The sequence below is a fragment of the Pedobacter sp. G11 genome (assembly GCF_003860265.1).
In the GTDB taxonomy this organism is placed as follows: domain Bacteria; phylum Bacteroidota; class Bacteroidia; order Sphingobacteriales; family Sphingobacteriaceae; genus Pedobacter; species Pedobacter agri.
Map to the genome: position 1 here is coordinate 599,325 of NZ_CP034190.1, position 18,475 is coordinate 617,799.

Consider the following 18,475-nt stretch of genomic DNA (forward strand, 5'->3'; position numbering starts at 1 on the left):
AAATGTAATATTTACCAACGTAAAGTTTCAGGAATGCTTCATTGTTTCATTGCTCAATCGGATAATTGACAATTCTTAAATCAAAAAAAGCAATTTTGGAAAGGTACTGTAATGCTAATCGGAAAATGCAGCCCGTCTTTCCGCTAAATCCCCGATGAAGAAAGAATCGGGGATATCGCTTCAATACGGTTTATTAAAAAAGGGTACGGCAATTAACTGAACTTCAAATTAACAATAAAATAATTAGCTATATTAGTTACGGATGTCATCCTGAGCCTGTCGAAGGACTTTTAAAATTAGCTTACCAGGTCGTTTCGACAAGCTCAACGTGACAAAATTTATAGAAAAATTGATTATTATAAAATCTTACTAACTATCATCATAATTGAAGGATTAATTCTTCAGCTTCGCTTTGAAAATCTTTTCTAACTTCTGCATTTTAGGTAAAATGACCGCCCTGCAATAAGGCTCACTACCATTTTTTAAATAATAATTCTGATGATAGTTTTCTGCTACATAAAATGGTTTTGCAGCTTCAACAGCAGTTACTACGGGTTTTCCAAAAGCATTGTTTTTATTCAGCGCTGCTTTGTATTTATCAGCCAAAGCTTTTTGTTCTGCGTTGTGATAAAAAACAACAGATCTGTATTGTGTTCCTGAATCTGCACCCTGGCGATTTAAAGTGGTAGGATCATGGCTTTTCCAAAAAACTTCCAATAATTCATCATATGAAATTACCATTGGGTTGTACGTAATTTCCAAAACTTCTGCATGACCAGTAGCGCCTGTACAAACCTCCTCATATGTTGGATTGGCCAAACGCCCACCTTCATAGCCAGACTTTACTGCTGTAACACCTTTTAGCCTTTGAAAAATGGCTTCTGTACACCAGAAACATCCCATACCAAAAGTTGCTTTTTCTGTTTTTTTGCCTTGTGCCTGTGCCTGGTTCAATGCCAGAACAGATAATAAAATTAAAATTATTCGTTTCATGTGTGTGTGTAGGTTATTGAAGCAAAAAATGCTTTCTGTACTAATATTACGAAAATATACCTTGCATAGTTTCTAACCGAATAATAATGGATTTTGGATGACAAACCTAACATTTTGTGAATTTAATTGTTGATGTTAATAACTTAAACTACTGCTAACTAATTTTTTAAAGCCATAATATTTGGTTCATCCATACTTATTAACAATTCTTTTTTAAATTCGTACAACATTAAAAATAAAATTATGTCTACACCGTATATTCCTTGTTTGGATTTGGGTTCTTACATCAATGGAACTGAAGAAGAACGCAAAAAATTTTCTGATGAGTTAGGCAGGGCCTTTAACGATTCAGGTTTTGTTACCATTACAAACCATGGTTTAAGTCAGGAATTAATTGATAAACTTTACGAAAACATAAAGGCAGCTTTTTCACTTCCTGTAGAAACCAAACGGAAATACGAAAAACCTGAATTGGCTGGCCAACGCGGTTATACCAGTGCAGGTAAAGAAACTGCAAAAGGTGCCAAAACACCCGATTTGAAAGAATTCTGGCAAATTGGCCAGGAGGTTACGGATGGCGACCCTGTGAAGGATGAGTACCCTGACAACGAAGTTTTGGAAGAATTACCAGAATTTAACAAAGTTACAGGCGACATCTACAAAAAATTACAGGAAAACGGAACGCATTTATTGCGAGCCATCGCAACTTATCTGGAATTGCCTGTGGATTATTTTGATAAACATGTACATAATGGAAATTCAATTTTAAGAGGTATTCACTACTTTCCTATTGAAAATCCGGAGTTGATTCCTGATGATGCCGTTCGTGCCGGTGCACATGAAGACATTAACCTCATTACACTTTTAATTGGCGCAAGCGCTGATGGTTTAGAAGTGTTAACCCGCAGCAATGAGTGGCTGCCAATAAAAGCACATCATACGGATATCGTAGTTAATGTGGGCGATATGTTGCAACGTTTAACCAACAACAAGTTAAAATCAACTACGCACAGGGTAGTCAACCCACCTCGTGAACTGATGAAAACCTCTCGTTTTTCGGTTCCGTTTTTCCTGCATCCACGTAGCGATATGGATTTGACAAGTTTGCCATCAACCATTGATGCCGATCATCCAAAGGCTTATAGCGATATGACTGCAGGTGAATATCTGGACGAAAGATTAAGAGAAATTGGATTAAAAAAATAGTTAGAAGTCGGGCGGACGAAGTCAATAGCCCTAAGTCTAGAGACTAAAGTTCAGATTCTAAAATAAAAAGCATCGATTAATTCGATGCTTTTTTTGTTACTTTAAATTATGCATTCAGTCCATTTGGAAATATTCAGAGAAGTTCAAGGCATTGGTTCTGCTTCAGGAATTATCTATCAGCCAAATTTACTTTATATTATTGGCGACAATAGTGGATTTTTAAACGAATACAATATAAAAGACCATAAGTTAAGAAAGATCCAGATTTTATCTGATGATAAATTTCATGGCCTGGAAAACATTCCTAAAGCACAAAAGCCAGATTTTGAAGTGCTTTGCCAATATGCCGATCAGTTTTATATTCTAGGTTCAGGATCTACGGCAAAACGAAATTCATTAATTGAATTTGAACCAAAATCAGGGCGGATTATGCGCAAAGATTTAACGGATACTTATCGTAAAATGAAGGCAATCGCAAACCTCGATGATGACAATCTAAATATTGAAGGAGCTGTTTTCACCGGTAAAGATTGGGTATTATTTAACCGGGGAAATGGAAGTGATGGCAAAAATGGAACGTTCCGTATTTTCGATGATGATCTGGCAGAAGCCACAAAAATTGAGTTTAAGCCAATCAGACTGCCCAATATTAATCATGTTGAATCAACATTTACAGATGCCGTAATGGTGAACGATGCCATATTTTTCATCTCGACAGCAGAAGATACTAAGTCTACTTATGCAGATGGTGAAATTTTAGGAAGTTTTATTGGCAGTATTGATTTGAAATCGCTCACACTTAATTTTTCACATAGAATTTCGGGATCGCATAAATTTGAGGGAATTTCATTATACCAGAAAACCAGTTCGGGCGTAGAATTTTTGCTCTGTGAAGATCGGGATACAGCGGAGTTAAAAACAGTGATTTACAAAATAGGATTGTCAATTTAATAGCGAATTTTTTATGGTCAATCACTTGCCGGCTTCAGATTACGAAAATCTATTCAGCCTTTTCAATAATCTCTACCCGTTAAAAGAAGAAATTAAAACAGCCATCATCGCCAATAGCGAAGTTATTAAAGTTACCAAAAAAGTAAAGCTTCTAAATGCAGGCGAACGGAGCAATACCATCTATTTTATTTTAAAAGGAGCAGCCAGAATATTTTATCTTGATAAGGATGGCAAAGAGACAAATACCTGGTTTTTATTTGAAAACGAGCTTTTGATTTCTGTTTATAGCTTTTACACCGGCAAGCCTAGTTTCGAGTACATAGAAACCCTCGAAGATTGCACACTCATCGCTGTGAAAAAAGATAGATTGGATGAATTATACTTGAAGTATTTGGAATTCAACTTTTCTGGAAGGAAATTAACCGAATTTTATCACATGCGTAATGAAATCCAGGCGAACGAATTGCGGATGTTCAGCGCTAAAGAACGATACCATAAGTTATTGGAAAGAACCCCACAGCTTTTTCAAAGGGTATCTTTAGGACACATTGCTTCTTATTTAGGGGTCACACAAGAAACTTTAAGCAGAATCAGAAAGCAAAAATGATTTTTTGACTTTTGTCAAAAGCCAGCCAAACAACTCCTCATAGATTTGATGAATAAATTTTCAATCTATGTTAGTCATCATTTTTATTGTATTCGGATTTTGCTTTTTACTTGAAAGAATTAAACCCGGCTGGAAATTGCCAAACGTTTCTACATGGACCATCAGGGTTTTAGGTGTTAATTTCATCCAACTTAGCATTGTGGTTTTGGCAGGCTTCACCTGGGAGAAATGGTTCTCTTCTGTATCTATGTTTAAGTTATCTCAATTTGTGCCCAATTGGATCGGAGGAGTTATTGCTTATTTTATTGCAACATTCATTTTTTACTGGTGGCATCGGTGGAGGCATACGGTAGATTTTTTATGGTTAGGATTTCATCAAATTCATCACAGTCCGCAACGTTTAGAAGTCATTACATCGTTCTATAAACATCCCTTGGAAATGACTGTAAATTCCATCATTGGAAGTCTGTTGGTTTACACATTGTTAGGATTAAATCCTGAAGCTGGAGCAATTTATACTTTATGCACAGCATTAGGTGAATTTTTCTATCATACCAATGTGAAAACGCCCCAATGGATTGGCTATATTTTCCAGCGACCAGAGATGCATCGAATTCATCATCAGTATGAAAAACACAGCAATAACTACGGCGATATTGTTTGGTGGGATATGTTATTTGGCACTTATGAAAATCCTAAAGAATTCAAGAGCACATGTGGATTTGACAATGAAAAAGAGCAAAGATTGTTTGATATGATCAGATTTAAAGATGTACACAAAAAATAATGCCCTTTCGCTTTTTTATCACTTGCTATCTTTGCCAACTGAGCTTAAATTCTAGCGGCATAATTGTTATCTTCGGCCAAAATTTAAATCATGAAAAAACGCTTCCTAACGCTCTTCCTTATATTATCAGCCTGTCAATTCTGCTTCTCGCAAACTCAAGACATTAAAGATCTCTATTGGGATTTCCTGCAAATCAGATTGGAAGCCAGTGAAAAAAGCAAAGCGATTAATTTAGCAGAAGCATTAATTAAAAGATCATCTGAACTAAATCAAAAGCAAACGGGAAGTGTGAACTATCACTTAGCAAGGCTTTATGAAGAAACCGATCAGATGAATCTTGCGATTCCATATTATGAAAAGAGTATTAAATTAACACCTGGTTATTATGTGCCTTATCTTGCGCTAGGCAATCACTATTTCAAAGATTGTCAGGCGATGATTAAAAAAATGAATGCCGCAGTTGATGCAAAGAGTGTGGTAATTTATGGCAAAATGGTAGAAGACTATAAAAAGCTATCAACCAAAACCGCAGCCTATTTAGAAAAGTCTTACGCCTGCGACCCAGATGATTCGACCAAAGGCATCATTACCTATCTCTACCAAACTTCAAAAAATAATGAAGCGCTGAAAACTTTTGATGTTAGAATTAAAAAACTTGCTGGCGATTGCATCACCTTGTTAGATGATGAGTAATTAAAGTTCATTATTACGAATAAAGAAACAAACCGAAGCTAAATAGATTGCTCCGTAGCTCATAATGACGCCACGTTACCTAACAACAAATATATTATTCTACACTATTTCTTCGATTCATCGATTGCCTTATTAATCACATCCTGAATTCTGCCCCTGATCTTTAAGTTACCCAGTTTCTCGCTAACACCTGGGTTTACACGATTGGAAAGGAAAACATAAACCAAACCTCTTGATGGATCGACCCAAACGCAAGTTCCGGTGTAGCCTGTATGGCCATAAGTTTGTGGTGAGGCTAAATTTGATGGATAATGTTTAGTGCTATCCGGATCCCAGCGATCGAAACCCAAACCACGACGGCTCACATTCGATTGTTTAGAGGTAAACATATCAACCGTTTCTGGCTTAAAATATTGCGTACCGCCATAAGTACCCCGATTTAAAAGCATCTGATAAATAATAGCTAAATCATTTGCACTGGAGAATAAACCGGCGTGACCAGAAATACCACCTGCAAGTGCCGCACCCTGATCATGGACATAACCTACCAAAAGTGTTTTCCTGAAATAAGTATCCTGTTCCGTTGGAATAATCTGATCTCTGCTGAACCGGTTCCGAGGCAAAAATCCTGCGGTTTGCATCCCTAACGGCTTGTAAAAATTCTCGTAGGTGTATTGGTTTAACGGCTCTTCACTAATATGCTCCACAATATCTTTCATCACATACATGCTGATGTCGCTATATACATATTGTCCACGAGTTTTGATAGGCGAATTGAGCATTTTAGGCCACATAAAATCTTTAAAGAAATCTTTTTTGATATAATAGCCATCAGCAACTTTAGTAGGGAAAGCTGCTGTAGAATCAACACTGTAATCTCCTGTTTTTACATAGTTGTGAAAAGGAATATAGGGAATAAATCCTGCCTGATGCAGCATCACCTCTCGAACATTGATATTGTTCATGGGTGTGGTTCGGGCTTTTGGAATGTAAGCACCAATGTTTGTATCCAATTTTAACTTACCTTCTTCGAATAAACGCATTACCGAAGGTGTAGTGGCTGTCACTTTGGTTACCGAAGCCAGATCAAAAATATCAGTTACTTTATCAGGCAAATTGCCATCATAAGTGTGTGTACCATAAGCTTTGTTAAAAATGACTTTGCCATCCTTGGCTACCAAAACCACCAAACCCGGTGCTGCTTTTTCCCGGATGGTTTCTGCGGCTATCGCATCAATTTCTTTTAAGCTGTTTGAATTTACCCCGGCATCTTCCGGAACCGTGTATTTTAAACGTGTTTTAGTCGTCGTAAAACCTGATCCGACAGTATATTTTGCTGAAAAAGCTTTGGTTAATTTATTTTCAGCTGCAATACCTCCAAAAATATATTGTGGAACGATGGCTGCAGCATCAGCTGTATTTTGAGCTGTCCAAATAATCGGCGACTGCAATAAATCGAAGGATTTTAATGCCGTTCCATTGCCGAAAAGCGATACGATTACTTTTTTCGTTTTAGATATACTGTTGATAAAGTTGATGTATTTTGCATTATTAGAATTTTGATCATCAATGGAAATCAAAACTGTATTGTAATATTTTAAGTCATCTTCCAGATTATTCAAATTCACGCTGTCTTTGTACATTGCAGCAGAAAACGGAGTAACTTGATCGTACTTATTGGCCAAACTATCAAAGATCAAACTATATGAAAAACCTAAACTAACCGATGCTATATTTTTTTTCTCCAGTGATTTTAATGGAATAATAGCATCCTGATTATTTAGCAAAATGGTAGTTTGTGCAATACTATTCGCTATCGATAATTTTTTTTCATTTGCTGCATGCTCTTGTGCACAAGCCATTAAACATAAAATATTAAAGAAACTAGCCGTTGCCAGAATAAATAATCTATTTCGCATCATATACTTTTTCTCCGTTCAAATAGGTTTTTAAAACTTTTGTATTTAAGATGTTTTGAGGTGTTGCTTTCAAAATATCATGATCAAGGATCACAAAATCGGCAAATTTTCCTATTTCTAAACTACCTTTTTCATTTTCTTCAAAATTAGCTTTTGCAGCCCAAATGGTCATTCCCCTCAATGCCTCTTGAGGTGTTAAAGCATTTTCAATTTGAAAACCCCCTTTAGGGAAACCTTTTGCATCTGCTCTCACTGTCGCAGCATAAAACGTTAATAATGGATTAATGTTTTCTACCGGAAAATCAGTTCCCAACGGAATCCAGCCATTTTGCTTTAACAACTGTTTATAAGCATAAGCATCTTTAACGCGGCTGACACCCAATCGCTGTCCGGCCCAATACATATCCGAAGTAGCATGAGTGGGTTGTACGGATGGGATTACATTTGCTTTCCCGAACAGGTTAAAATCATTTGGATTCACCACCTGTGCATGTTCAATTCTCCAACGTTTATCATTTTTACCTTTCAGTACTTTATTGTAGATATTCAGCATTACGCGATTAGCAGAATCGCCTATGGCATGGGTACACATTTGAAAATGATGTGCAGCAATTTTTTCGGCCACTTCTTCAAAATGCTTTTGAGTGCTTAATAGAAATCCGCTCTTATTTGGCATATCGCTATAAGGATGCAACAAGCAAGCACCCCTTGATCCTAATGCACCATCGGCATAAACCTTAAATGAGCGTACATTCAGACGATCAGTTTTTATCGCTCCGCGTTTAAACAGGTAATCATAATTCTGTGGCGCATCAGATAGCATTACATATAAACGCATTTTCAACTTGTTTTCCTTTTGCAGTTTTTCGATAAAATCAACGGCTTGAAAAGGCAAACCACAATCATCAATAGTGGTTAATCCTGCAGCAAAGCAGTTTGTTTGCGCATCGGTAAAAATTTTCTCTGCCAACTTACCATCAGGTGATGGAATTTTACTGTCGACCAACCCCACAGCATTATCAATTAAAACACCTGTTAGTTTCCCGTTTTGGGTAAGCATATCTCCACCAATGAGTTTTTGCCCGCCTTTTATTCCTGCAGCATCAAAAGCTTTTTGATTCACTACAGCAGCATGACCATCAATTCTGTTCAGTAGCACCGGTCGGTTAGGAAAAAGTTCGGTTAACTTTTCATTTGTAGGGAAGGCTTTATTCTCCCAATCGTTTTGATCCCAGCCGTTGCCAATTAACCAGCCATCAGGATGTGTTTTAGCAAATTTGGCTAATTTGTCTAAAATCTCCTCCCAGGATTTGGTATCCCGTAAATCTGCAGCTTGCAAGCTTTGTCCGTAACCAAAAAAGTGCGCATGTGCATCAATGAACCCCGGATAAACTGACTTCCCTTCAGCATTAATTTCATCTTTGGCTTGATATTTTGTCTGAATATCTTTTGATGACCCTGTAGCCAAAATCTTTCCATTCTTTACGGCGAAGGCCTCAACGGTATCGAAGCTATTGTTAACAGTGTAAACAACTGCATTGTAAACAATTAGATCGGTTTGTTCTTTTTTGACGCAGGAGGTAAATAAAGCAACAAACAATGGGATGTATAAAAGGGATTTCATACTGTTAAAGATAGAAAATTGAAATCATTTGCTATCGTAAAATCAAGATGACTTACACGCACTGTTTCTACAGGATAATACGGGATCAACCAGATAAGCGTAATACTTTGTTGCTGCCGGAAATTTTGTGATTGTTCAAATTTCCTATCGTACTAAACTTTTATGTAAGTAATAAAACTGGGTTAACAAGTGAGATTGCATCACCGTTGCAAACTTCTGGCTGCCAACTTCCGGCAAAATCCTCAAGTCATTTACATGTTGAGTTTTAAACAAATCGACATCCTTAAGCTTATTTTACATAATTTAGCGAATTCACTTTGCCCTAATACATGACTGATATTATTCACTTATTGCCTGATGCTGTTGCCAATCAAATTGCCGCCGGAGAAGTTGTTCAACGACCTGCTTCTGCAGTAAAAGAACTGCTCGAAAATTCAATTGATGCGGGCGCAGATAAAATTCAACTGGTAATAAAGGATGCCGGAAAAGCATTGATTCAGATTATAGACAATGGCTGTGGAATGAGTGTTACCGATGCCAGAATGTGCTTTGAACGCCATGCAACATCAAAAGTAAAGAAAGCAGAAGATTTGTTTGCCATCCGCACCATGGGTTTTCGTGGTGAAGCCATGGCTTCCATCGCCGCAATTTCGCAGGTAGAGATGAAAACCCGCAGGCATGAAGATGAAATCGGAACCTGCATTTCAATTGAAGGAGCCATGGTAACGGCTCAGGAACCTGTTGCTACGCCAGCCGGCACACAGATTGCCATTAAAAACCTCTTTTTTAACACGCCTGCCCGCCGGAACTTTTTAAAAAGCAACCCGGTAGAAATGCGTCATATTATCGATGAATTCCAGCGGGTTGCTTTGGCTCATCCGGGTGTATTTTTTAGTTTGCATCATGATGGTACCGAGATTTTCAACCTTCCGAAAGGTAATTTAAAACAACGTATTGTGCATCTTTTTGGCAACAACTACAACGAACGTTTGGTGCCAGTTGAAGAAGAAACTACCATTATTAACCTAAAAGGATATATTGGTAAACCAGCTTTCGCGAAGAAAACACGAGGTGAACAATTCTTTTTTGTAAACAATCGTTTCATTAAAGACCCCTACCTCAACCATGCGGTAAGTTCAGCCTTCGAAGATCTTTTGCCTGATGACAGTTATCCGCTTTATGTGCTATTCATCGAAATTGACCCTTCCAAAATTGATGTAAACGTTCATCCAACCAAGACAGAAATTAAATATTTAGATGAGAAATCTATCTATGCAATCATGAAATCTGCGGTAAAACGTTCTATTGGTCGGTATAATATTTCGCCTACTTTAGATTTTGATCAGGAAACGGGCTTTAGCAATATGATTACGCAAAAAGCGGTTGAGGATATTGTTCCACCAAGCATCAATTTTAATCCTGATTTCAATCCATTTGCTAACGATAGCAGTTCAAGTTCGGGTTATGCTTCATCACCGAGAAACTATGAGGCCAAACCGAGTGCAAAAAACTGGGGTTCATTGTATGAGATAGTGGAGCAACCGATTGTAGAACAAACGACTTTTTATGCCGACGAGCCTATTTTGGAAACGAAACAGAAGCAATATATGCAGTTGCACAATCGCTATATCGTTTCACAAATTAAATCAGGTTTAATGGTTATTGATCAACAAATGGCACATGAACGTATTCTTTATGAGCGATTTCTCGTACATTTAGATGATCGCAAAGGCGCATCGCAACAAAGCTTATTTCCACAAACCATTACCCTAAATGCCAATGATTTTGAACTGGCTAAAAGTTTACTGGATGATATAAAAAGTTTAGGTTTTGATGTTCGTGAATTTGGAAAAAACACATTGGTAGTAGAAGGTGTTCCGGTTGATCTGGGCAGTAGCAATATCAACGAAACACAGTTATTTGAACAATTAATTGAGGGTTTTAAAAACTCTCAGCAAGAACTGAAGTTAACTAAGCGTGATAGTTTAGCCAGAACACTGGCCAAAAACAGTGCGATAAAAGCAGGAACTGCTTTAGCACAGGAAGAAATGAATACTTTAATTGATGAACTTTTCGCCTGCAAAACACCAAATTTTAGTGTAAGCGGGAAACCGATTATTCAAACCATTACTTTAGGAGAATTGGATAAGAAGTTTGAGAAGTAGCGTAAGGAGCAAGGAGTAAGGAGCAAAGCGTAAGGGCAAGGCGTAAGGAGTAAGGAGCAAATAACGAGGAATAAAAACCTGATTACAGACAACAAAAATTAAATGAACAACATCTATATCCCACCAATAGTTAAAAACCTACTGATTATTAACATCTTGTTTTTCGTGGCTACATATTTTCTGAGATCGACCATTGATTTGGAAAATATGCTGGCGGTTTACTACTTTGATTCTCCAAAATTTGGTGGCTGGCAGGTGCTAACCTATATGTTTATGCATGGTGGTATTGCACATATCTTTTTCAACATGTTTGCCCTTTATTCTTTTGGAAGTTTATTGGAAACCCGTTGGGGTGGCAAAAAATTTCTAATATTTTATCTGATTACTGGTTTAGGCGCCTTATTGCTTCAGTGGGCGGTACAGGCCTTTGAAGTACAACAAATTATCGGTCAGTTCACTTTGTTTGAAGGTTGGCAGAACCAAATTAAAAGCCAGGCCGATTACCAAACCATTGGGCAGATTTATGGTGGCGGAATGCTTGGAGCATCAGGAGCGGTATTTGGTTTGCTGGTAGCTTTTGGTATGTTATACCCAAATGCCGAACTTTACATTATGTTTATTCCCGTTCCGGTAAAGGCTAAATATATTATTCCATTTTATATTTTAGTTGAGCTATTTTTAGGTGTTGGTCGTTTTGAAGGAGACTCCATTGCGCATTACGCTCACTTGGGCGGTGCTTTAATTGGATTTATATTAGTGAAAATCTGGAAGGATAAAAACACAAACTTTTATACTTACTATGAATAATACGGTTAGAGATTTAAAATTTAAAATTTTTCAATCAGGTAATCCGCTGTTTTTATATATCGGGTTAAATGTGATCATTTTTTTAGTAACCTCTATTATTGCTGTAATTCTCTTTTTAGGGAAAACAGATTTTAGCATGAGTGATTGGGTAAGGAACTATTTTGGTGTACCTGCCAGAATTGAATCATTACCAACGCGTTTTTACACCGTAATTACGTACATGTTTTTCCACGAAGGCTTTTTGCATTTGTTATTTAATATGCTGGGACTATTTTGGTTTGGCAATATTTTTATGAATTTTTTAAAGAGCCGCCAATTTCATTTTGTTTACCTAACCGGAGGTTTAGTTGGTGCGCTTATTTATATTGCTGGCTTAAATCTCATACCGGTTTTCAATGGTGGTTTAATTGGTCAAACTGTAATCGGTTCATCGGCAGCCGTAATGGCAATCATAGTGGCAACGGCTACATTAGTACCTAACTACAGTATTGTATTGCTGTTATTTGGCGAAGTAAAAATTAAATGGGTGGCCATTGCTTACTTTCTCATTTCATTTTTAGGCTTGTCATCTGCAAATGCCGGAGGAAATTTAGCACATATTGGCGGTGCATTGTTAGGATTTATCTTTATCAAAAGCTTACAAAGAGGTAACGACTGGAGCGGTATCTTCGAGCGGAAACCAAAGCTGAAAGTGGTAAGAAATGAACAACCTGCGCCTAAAAAGCCGATATTCAACAGTGTTTCTCAGCAGGAGATTGATGCCATCTTAGATAAGATATCTTCCTCAGGTTATGATAAATTATCGGCAACTGAAAAGGAAAAACTTTTTAAAGCAAGTAAAGATTAATGGCAAAAAAGAAATACAATTTCTTGGATAAACTTTTATTGCCAATTGCAATTCTATTGGCTATAGCGTTAATACTTGGTACAGTTGCAGGCAATATGGACCCACGCAAACATGCTATTATTGCTTTCTTTGGATTAGCTTATCCCTATGTATTATTTTTTCATATTGTGTTTCTGGCCTGGTGGTGCATCAGCAAAAAATGGCTTTTCGCCCTGGCAAGCATCGTAGTCATCGCAATTGGGTTAAGAACGTTTAAGGCCACTTTCGCTTTTGGCGGTGATAAAGGTGGCCCCGAAAAGGTGGAAGGTAGTGTAAGAATGATGACTTACAATGTGCACACCTTTAAGCTTTATGGTGGTGAAAACGATGAATCGGTGAAGGAAAAAATGCTAAAAGTGGTGAAAGATCAAAATCCTGATATTATCTGCTTTCAGGAATTTTACACCAGATACAAAGGCAATTTCGATATCATCGATAGCTTAAAAAACACATTAAAACTTAAACACTTCTATTTTGTTCCGACAAACAGAAACGACTATGAAGCTTATGGTTTAGCGATATTCTCCAAATATCCGGTAGTAAATAGCGGTAAAATTCCTTTTGTTGATGATTATAACGGGAACATGAGCATATATGCTGATTTGAACATCAAAGGAAAAACTTTACGGGTTTATAATGTGCACTTCCAATCCATTTCATTTGAGAAACAGGATTATGAATATTTGGATAAGGTGAAAGAGATGAATACCCAGCTTCAGCCTTCCAAACGCATTTTGAGGATGCTTAAAAGTGCATTTTTAAAAAGAAGCGGACAGGTTGACCTTATGAAAAAAGAAATGGCGTCCTGCAAAACACCCTATTTAATTGCAGGCGATTTTAATGACACCCCAGCTTCGTACGTTGTTACCCAAATTTCAGAAAATTTAAATAACGCATTTATTAAAAAAGGTTCGGGCATGGGTAAAACCTACAACGGCAAATTCCCTAATTTTCAAATTGATTACATTCTGACTTCGAAAAAACTCGAAGTATTAAATTATCACATTACCGAGGCCAAGTTATCCGATCATTTTCCGGTGAGGAGTGATTTAAGATTTATTCCCTGATTTGCCCGGACTATCTTTTTCGATAGTAAGTGGTTTTCTTACCATACATCAACATTATAAAAAATTGTTATGTACATATTTGACTTATAAAATTGAAATAATCCCATGAGTTTAATAGATGCACTAAACTGGCGCTACGCCGTTAAAAAAATGAATGGTCAGCCGGTAGAACAAGAAAAGGTTGATCAAATTATAAAAGCCGCTTCGTTGGCTCCTACTTCGTCTGGCTTACAGCCTTTCAAAGTAATCGTGATCACTAATCAGGAGTTGAAAGAAAAAATTGCACCAATTGCATTCAACCAATCTCAAGTGATCGATTCCTCGCACTTATTGGTTTTTGCTGCGCAAGAAAACTATACCGAAGAGGGAATAGATGCTGTTTTCAACCGAATGAACACGGAACGTGGTTTGCCTTTAGAAACTACTGATGATTATAAGAACCAGTTGAAAGGCATGATTTTATCTAGATCAGCAGAAGAAAACTTCAACCATGCGGCCAAACAAGCTTATATTGCCTTTGGCATTGCACTTGCTGAAGCTGCTTCGCTAAAAGTTGATGCCACTCCAATGGAAGGTTTCAACGCCTCTCAACTTGATGAATTATTGGGTTTAGGTGAAAAGCACTTAAAGAGCGTTACGTTATTGCCGTTAGGTTACAGAGATGAAGCTGGTGACTGGTTGGTTAACCTTAAAAAGGTACGTAAGCCATTAAACGAATTTGTAATTGAGTACAAATAAGTATTCGAAATCTTAAAAAATTATAAGCGGGCTACCTCAATTAGCTCGCTTTTTTTTGTGCTGATAACTTAAAGGAGTAGTTTCTTTTTGTAAAAAAATGTTAAACCTTGTTACAATTTAGGCGCTCTATTTTTAATTGGATATATTTACCCATTAGTATTTAATTTCCAATTCATGAAGATTTTTAGATTATCGTTTTTAATACTCTCCATCCTATCATTACTAAATTTATCTTCCTCGGCACAAACCGATACCGTTAGCATAAACACTTTAATCGCGAAAACCAATAAGGTTTTAAACGATTACCCTACTGAAAAAATATATCTTCATTTTGATAAGCCTTATTACGCCATTGCAGATACAGTTTGGTTTAAAGCTTACATTACAGAAAATCAAAATTTTTTATCCGGATTAAGCAAAATCGTGTATGTTGATGTGATCAATCAAAAGGATTCGCTTATTCAAACTTTAAAACTACCCATTACCGGTGGTGTAGCAAACGGAAGTTTTCCGTTAGATCAGGTAAACTACAAACAGGGCAATTATCATATACGGGCTTATACCATGTGGATGATGAATTTTGAAGACCCAAGCTATTTCAACAAAACATTTTTTGTTGGTGAAGCCATTGATAAAGAAGTAAAAACACATATCAGCTACAAAAACACCTCTACAGATAAGCTTGAAAAAATTGATGCCCGTGTACAGTTTAAAGATGCTAATAACAAACCATACGCCAATAGAAATGTGAGTTGGCAGGTGGTTACCAGCTTCACGGTAATAGCAAAAGGGCGTGGAACAACTGATGCCAATGGTTATTTAACCATTAGCATGTCAGCCAATCAAAAGGCAGAATATCAGTTAAACAAAGGCGAATTAATTACCTCTTTAAATACTACTGAAAAAGATATCGTTTACAATAATTTCTCGTTAAACACCGCCATTGTTAAAAAGGATTTTCAACTTTTTCCTGAAGGTGGAAACCTGATTGCCGGATTAACCAATAAGGTAGCTTTTAAAGCCATTAAAAGCGATGGATTGGGCATTAACTCGAAAGGAACGGTTACAGATAATGATGGCAAACAAGTGGCTACTTTTACAGCTCAGCATTTGGGTATGGGTAGTTTCAACCTGCTTGCAGAGAGTGGCAAAACTTATAAAGCCAACGTTACCTATTCAGATGGAACTACCGGAAGCTACAATCTACCTGAAGTCAAAGCCTCTGGAATTACCATCAGTATTGATAACAGTAACGCAGAAAATGTGCTGGTAAAAATTGTTTCCAACGATGCTTTTTATGATCAAAACCGCACTAAAAAACTTTATCTGGTTGCACAAAGTAAAGGCGTAATCTGCTATGGTGCGCAAACGGCTTTATCAACTAAAGAATACAGTACAACTGTTCCGAAATCAAAATTCCCGATGGGCATTGCACAGTTCACTTTATTTACCGATGCAGGTAAACCTTTAAGCGAACGTTTGGTTTTTGTGCAAAACAAAAACACGTTAAATTTAGCGCTGTCAACGCCTACGCCTACATCTGGAATTAAGAAAAAAGTAAAAGTTAATGTTTCCGCTAAAAAAGACGGCGCACCTGTAGAAGGTACATTTTCTGTAGCAGTAATCGACGAAAGTAAAGTTCCAGCCAGCGAAGATGGCACAACTACCATTTTAACCGGGTTATTATTGAGCAGTGACTTGAAAGGTTATATTGAAAAACCAAATTATTATTTCAATTCACCAGATGCCAAGAAAAATGCTGATTTAGATGCGCTTCTTTTAACACAAGGCTATCGTAGTTTTAAGTACACAGATATTTTAAGCGGACAATTGCCGAAAATAAGCTTCTTACCTGAGCAGGGCATCGAACTATCGGGGGTATTAAGAATGAACAATGGTATCCCCGTAAGAAAAGGAACACTTTTGGTAACTATTCCTGACAAACGTTTCAATACCCAGATTACTACAGACCCGGTGGGTAACTTCAGGGTGCAGAATCTGGTTTTAAACGATTCATCTAAAGTAACTGTTTCTGCCAAGTACAATGTAAACTACAAAGCTATGGCCATTAGTTTAAACGGATCGCCGGTACCGGCATTAACCAGAAACTTTAGTGCAGCAGAAGAGGTTGTCAATATCGACAGTGCTTTAACAACTTACCTGGATAACAGCAAAAGGCAGTACGCTTACCTGCATACTTTGAAAGATGTAACCATTAAAGCGGCAACCATCCCAAAAGTTAGTCATAAAGATTATCCTGCCTTAAGCGGCTTAAGCCAAATTGCAGATCACGAAATTACCGGAGATAGATTACAGGGCTGTAATTTGTTGATTAATTGTTTACAGACTTTGATGCCTGGGGTAACCTTTATAGATAATGTTTTCTATGTAAGCAGAGATTATAATCAGGGAAACAGGGTACCTATGGGTGTTTTTATCAATGGGATGAATGTGGATGTAAATCAGATTAACACATTAAACGCAAATGACATCGAATCAATTGAAATATTTTTAAGAGACCAGTTAGGTTTAGTGAATAGAGCCAATAATGTTAATGGTGTGATTGTAATTAATCAGAAGAAAGCACCAAAAGGTCAAAAAATATCGAAGGCCCAACTTTTAGACATGTTGCCTAAAAGCTATGAGCTTACATTTTCACCGCAAGGTTACAATAAAGAGAAAGAATTTTATTCCCCACGTTACGATGTTGCTGCAAACATGAACAGAAACGACTTAAGAACCACGATTTACTGGAATCCTAAAATTGTAACCGATGCTACCGGGAATTCATCTTTTGAATTTTATAATGCTGATGGAAAAGGGCAGTACAAAGTAATTATTGAAGGGATTGATGGTAACGGCAACCTGGGCCGGTCGGTGCTGAGGTATTTGGTAAAATAAAATTTAATTTGTTTCGATGTGGATTACGCATCCACATTTTAAAGGTTGAGATTGCAAATCTCGACCAATGGCAAAAAATAAGTGAACTAAATTACAAAGGCATAGGTTTAAAAAACATATGCCTTTGTAATTTTTAAGAAATGCTAATAAATCGGATAAGGAATCTTCTCGCCATTTAATCCTGCCAGAATATTTTCGACAATTAATCCTGCCATCGCCTCCCGGGTTTCTTCGGTTGCCGAACCAATATGTGGTAAAACAGCAACACTTTCCATAAATAATAACGGATTGTTTTTATCCATAGGCTCAGGATTGGTTACATCTAAACCGGCTCCCCAAATTACTTTCTCTTCAAGCGCCTTAATTAAATCCTGCTCGTTGTGAATGCCACCTCTAGCTGTATTGATAAAAATAGCATTGGATTTCATCTTCCGAAAAACCTCCATTGAGAATTTCTCTTTAGTTTCAGAAGTAAGTGCCGTATGCACAGTTAACACATCGCTTTGCGCTAAAAGTTCATCGAATGAAAGATATTCAGCCGCGATTTCCTTTTCAGCCGCTTCGTTTCTTGAACGATTATGGTAAACCACCTTCATGTTATAGGCAGCTTTACATTTTTTTGCCATTTCCAATCCGATTTTCCCCAAGCCAAAAACGCCAAGTGTTTTGCCATTTAGTTCGATTCCAAGTTCCTGGGCAGGCTCATATTTTACCCAGTTGCCATCTGTTATTTTTCTATAACCAAAAAAGGCTTTTCTTGAAACTGCTAGCATCAGCAGAAAGGCCGTATCGGCTGTTGCAGCGCTTAAAACTCCCGGCGTATTTCCAACGGGAATATTTAATTTTTTGGCTACTTCAATATCAACCTGATCAAAACCTACAGAATGTAGTGCAATTACCTTCAAGTGCTTACTGGCATTTAAAAAATCGGCATTAATTTTATTCGGGCCTACACTGATAAAACCATCCTGGTTTTTACAAGCTTCAATTAGCTCATCGGTTGTAATTTGTCGATCTTCATTCCATTGGGTAATGGAAATATTATTTTCTTCCAGCCGCTGTAAAGCAGCCGGAGCAATGTTACCGCTAATAAATACTTTCATCTAAGGTTAACAGCTAAAAGCCATGCGG

15 protein-coding genes are annotated in these 18,475 nt (G+C 37.2%); 11 read left to right on the forward strand and 4 right to left on the reverse strand.

Going from position 1 to position 18,475, the window contains the following annotated elements; translation table 11 throughout:
- Positions 1-393: 393 nt before the first annotated feature.
- Positions 394-993 carry a peptide-methionine (S)-S-oxide reductase MsrA gene (gene msrA / locus EA772_RS02660; RefSeq protein WP_124911080.1) on the reverse strand — a complete coding sequence of 200 codons (600 nt, stop codon included), beginning with the start codon at positions 991-993 and terminating at the stop codon, positions 394-396.
- A 243-nt stretch (positions 994-1,236) separates the two neighbouring features.
- Between msrA and EA772_RS02665 the strand changes: the two genes are divergently transcribed.
- The 5 genes from EA772_RS02665 (at position 1,237) to EA772_RS02685 (ending at position 5,237) form a co-directional block, all read left to right on the forward strand.
- Positions 1,237-2,199 carry an isopenicillin N synthase family oxygenase gene (locus EA772_RS02665; protein WP_124911081.1) on the forward strand — a complete coding sequence of 321 codons (963 nt, stop codon included), beginning with the start codon at positions 1,237-1,239 and terminating at the stop codon, positions 2,197-2,199.
- 108 nt (positions 2,200-2,307) lie between these two features.
- Positions 2,308-3,150: a hypothetical protein gene (locus EA772_RS02670; RefSeq protein WP_124911082.1), complete on the forward strand. Its 843-nt coding sequence runs from the start codon at positions 2,308-2,310 to the stop codon at positions 3,148-3,150.
- A gap of 13 nt (positions 3,151-3,163) precedes the next feature.
- Positions 3,164-3,757: a Crp/Fnr family transcriptional regulator gene (locus EA772_RS02675; RefSeq protein WP_124911083.1), complete on the forward strand. Its 594-nt coding sequence runs from the start codon at positions 3,164-3,166 to the stop codon at positions 3,755-3,757.
- A gap of 67 nt (positions 3,758-3,824) precedes the next feature.
- Entirely contained in the window at positions 3,825-4,544 is a 720-nt protein-coding gene (locus tag EA772_RS02680) for a sterol desaturase family protein (protein ID WP_124911084.1), read from the forward strand.
- Positions 4,545-4,634: 90 nt separating this feature from the next.
- A complete protein-coding gene (locus EA772_RS02685) occupies positions 4,635-5,237 on the forward strand; it encodes a lipopolysaccharide assembly protein LapB (protein ID WP_124911085.1) in 603 nt (200 codons plus the stop codon).
- Between the two features lie 104 nt (positions 5,238-5,341).
- On the opposite strand, the gene EA772_RS02690 is transcribed toward EA772_RS02685, so the two are convergent.
- Together EA772_RS02690 and EA772_RS02695 are read right to left on the reverse strand one after the other, a co-directional pair.
- The gene (locus tag EA772_RS02690) at positions 5,342-7,159 is read right to left on the reverse strand and encodes a serine hydrolase domain-containing protein (RefSeq protein WP_371683159.1); all 1,818 of its coding nucleotides are present in this window, start codon (positions 7,157-7,159) and stop codon (positions 5,342-5,344) included.
- Positions 7,146-8,780, reverse strand: coding sequence for an amidohydrolase (locus tag EA772_RS02695; protein ID WP_124911086.1), 1,635 nt, complete (start codon positions 8,778-8,780; stop codon positions 7,146-7,148). The genes EA772_RS02690 and EA772_RS02695 overlap by 14 nt, the downstream gene beginning before the upstream one ends.
- Before the next feature lie 329 nt (positions 8,781-9,109).
- On the opposite strand from EA772_RS02695, the gene mutL reads away from it, so the two are divergent.
- The 6 genes from mutL to EA772_RS02725 all read left to right on the forward strand — a co-directional run bounded on the left by mutL (position 9,110) and on the right by EA772_RS02725 (position 17,344).
- Positions 9,110-10,945, forward strand: coding sequence for a DNA mismatch repair endonuclease MutL (gene mutL / locus EA772_RS02700; RefSeq protein WP_124911087.1), 1,836 nt, complete (start codon positions 9,110-9,112; stop codon positions 10,943-10,945).
- A 102-nt stretch (positions 10,946-11,047) separates the two neighbouring features.
- Positions 11,048-11,752, forward strand: coding sequence for a rhomboid family intramembrane serine protease (locus EA772_RS02705; RefSeq protein WP_010601304.1), 705 nt, complete (start codon positions 11,048-11,050; stop codon positions 11,750-11,752).
- Positions 11,745-12,599, forward strand: coding sequence for a rhomboid family intramembrane serine protease (locus EA772_RS02710; RefSeq protein ID WP_124911088.1), 855 nt, complete (start codon positions 11,745-11,747; stop codon positions 12,597-12,599). The genes EA772_RS02705 and EA772_RS02710 overlap by 8 nt, the downstream gene beginning before the upstream one ends.
- Entirely contained in the window at positions 12,599-13,705 is a 1,107-nt protein-coding gene (locus EA772_RS02715; protein ID WP_124911089.1) for an endonuclease/exonuclease/phosphatase family protein, read from the forward strand. The genes EA772_RS02710 and EA772_RS02715 overlap by 1 nt, the downstream gene beginning before the upstream one ends.
- Before the next feature lie 105 nt (positions 13,706-13,810).
- Positions 13,811-14,443: an NAD(P)H-dependent oxidoreductase gene (locus EA772_RS02720; RefSeq protein ID WP_010600379.1), complete on the forward strand. Its 633-nt coding sequence runs from the start codon at positions 13,811-13,813 to the stop codon at positions 14,441-14,443.
- Positions 14,444-14,617: 174 nt separating this feature from the next.
- Entirely contained in the window at positions 14,618-17,344 is a 2,727-nt protein-coding gene (locus tag EA772_RS02725; RefSeq protein WP_246834026.1) for a carboxypeptidase regulatory-like domain-containing protein, read from the forward strand.
- A gap of 143 nt (positions 17,345-17,487) precedes the next feature.
- On the opposite strand, the gene EA772_RS02730 is transcribed toward EA772_RS02725, so the two are convergent.
- Complete coding sequence (locus tag EA772_RS02730) at positions 17,488-18,447, reverse strand: D-glycerate dehydrogenase (RefSeq protein WP_124911090.1); 960 nt, start codon at positions 18,445-18,447, stop codon at positions 17,488-17,490.
- Between the last annotated feature and the right edge of the window lie 28 nt (positions 18,448-18,475).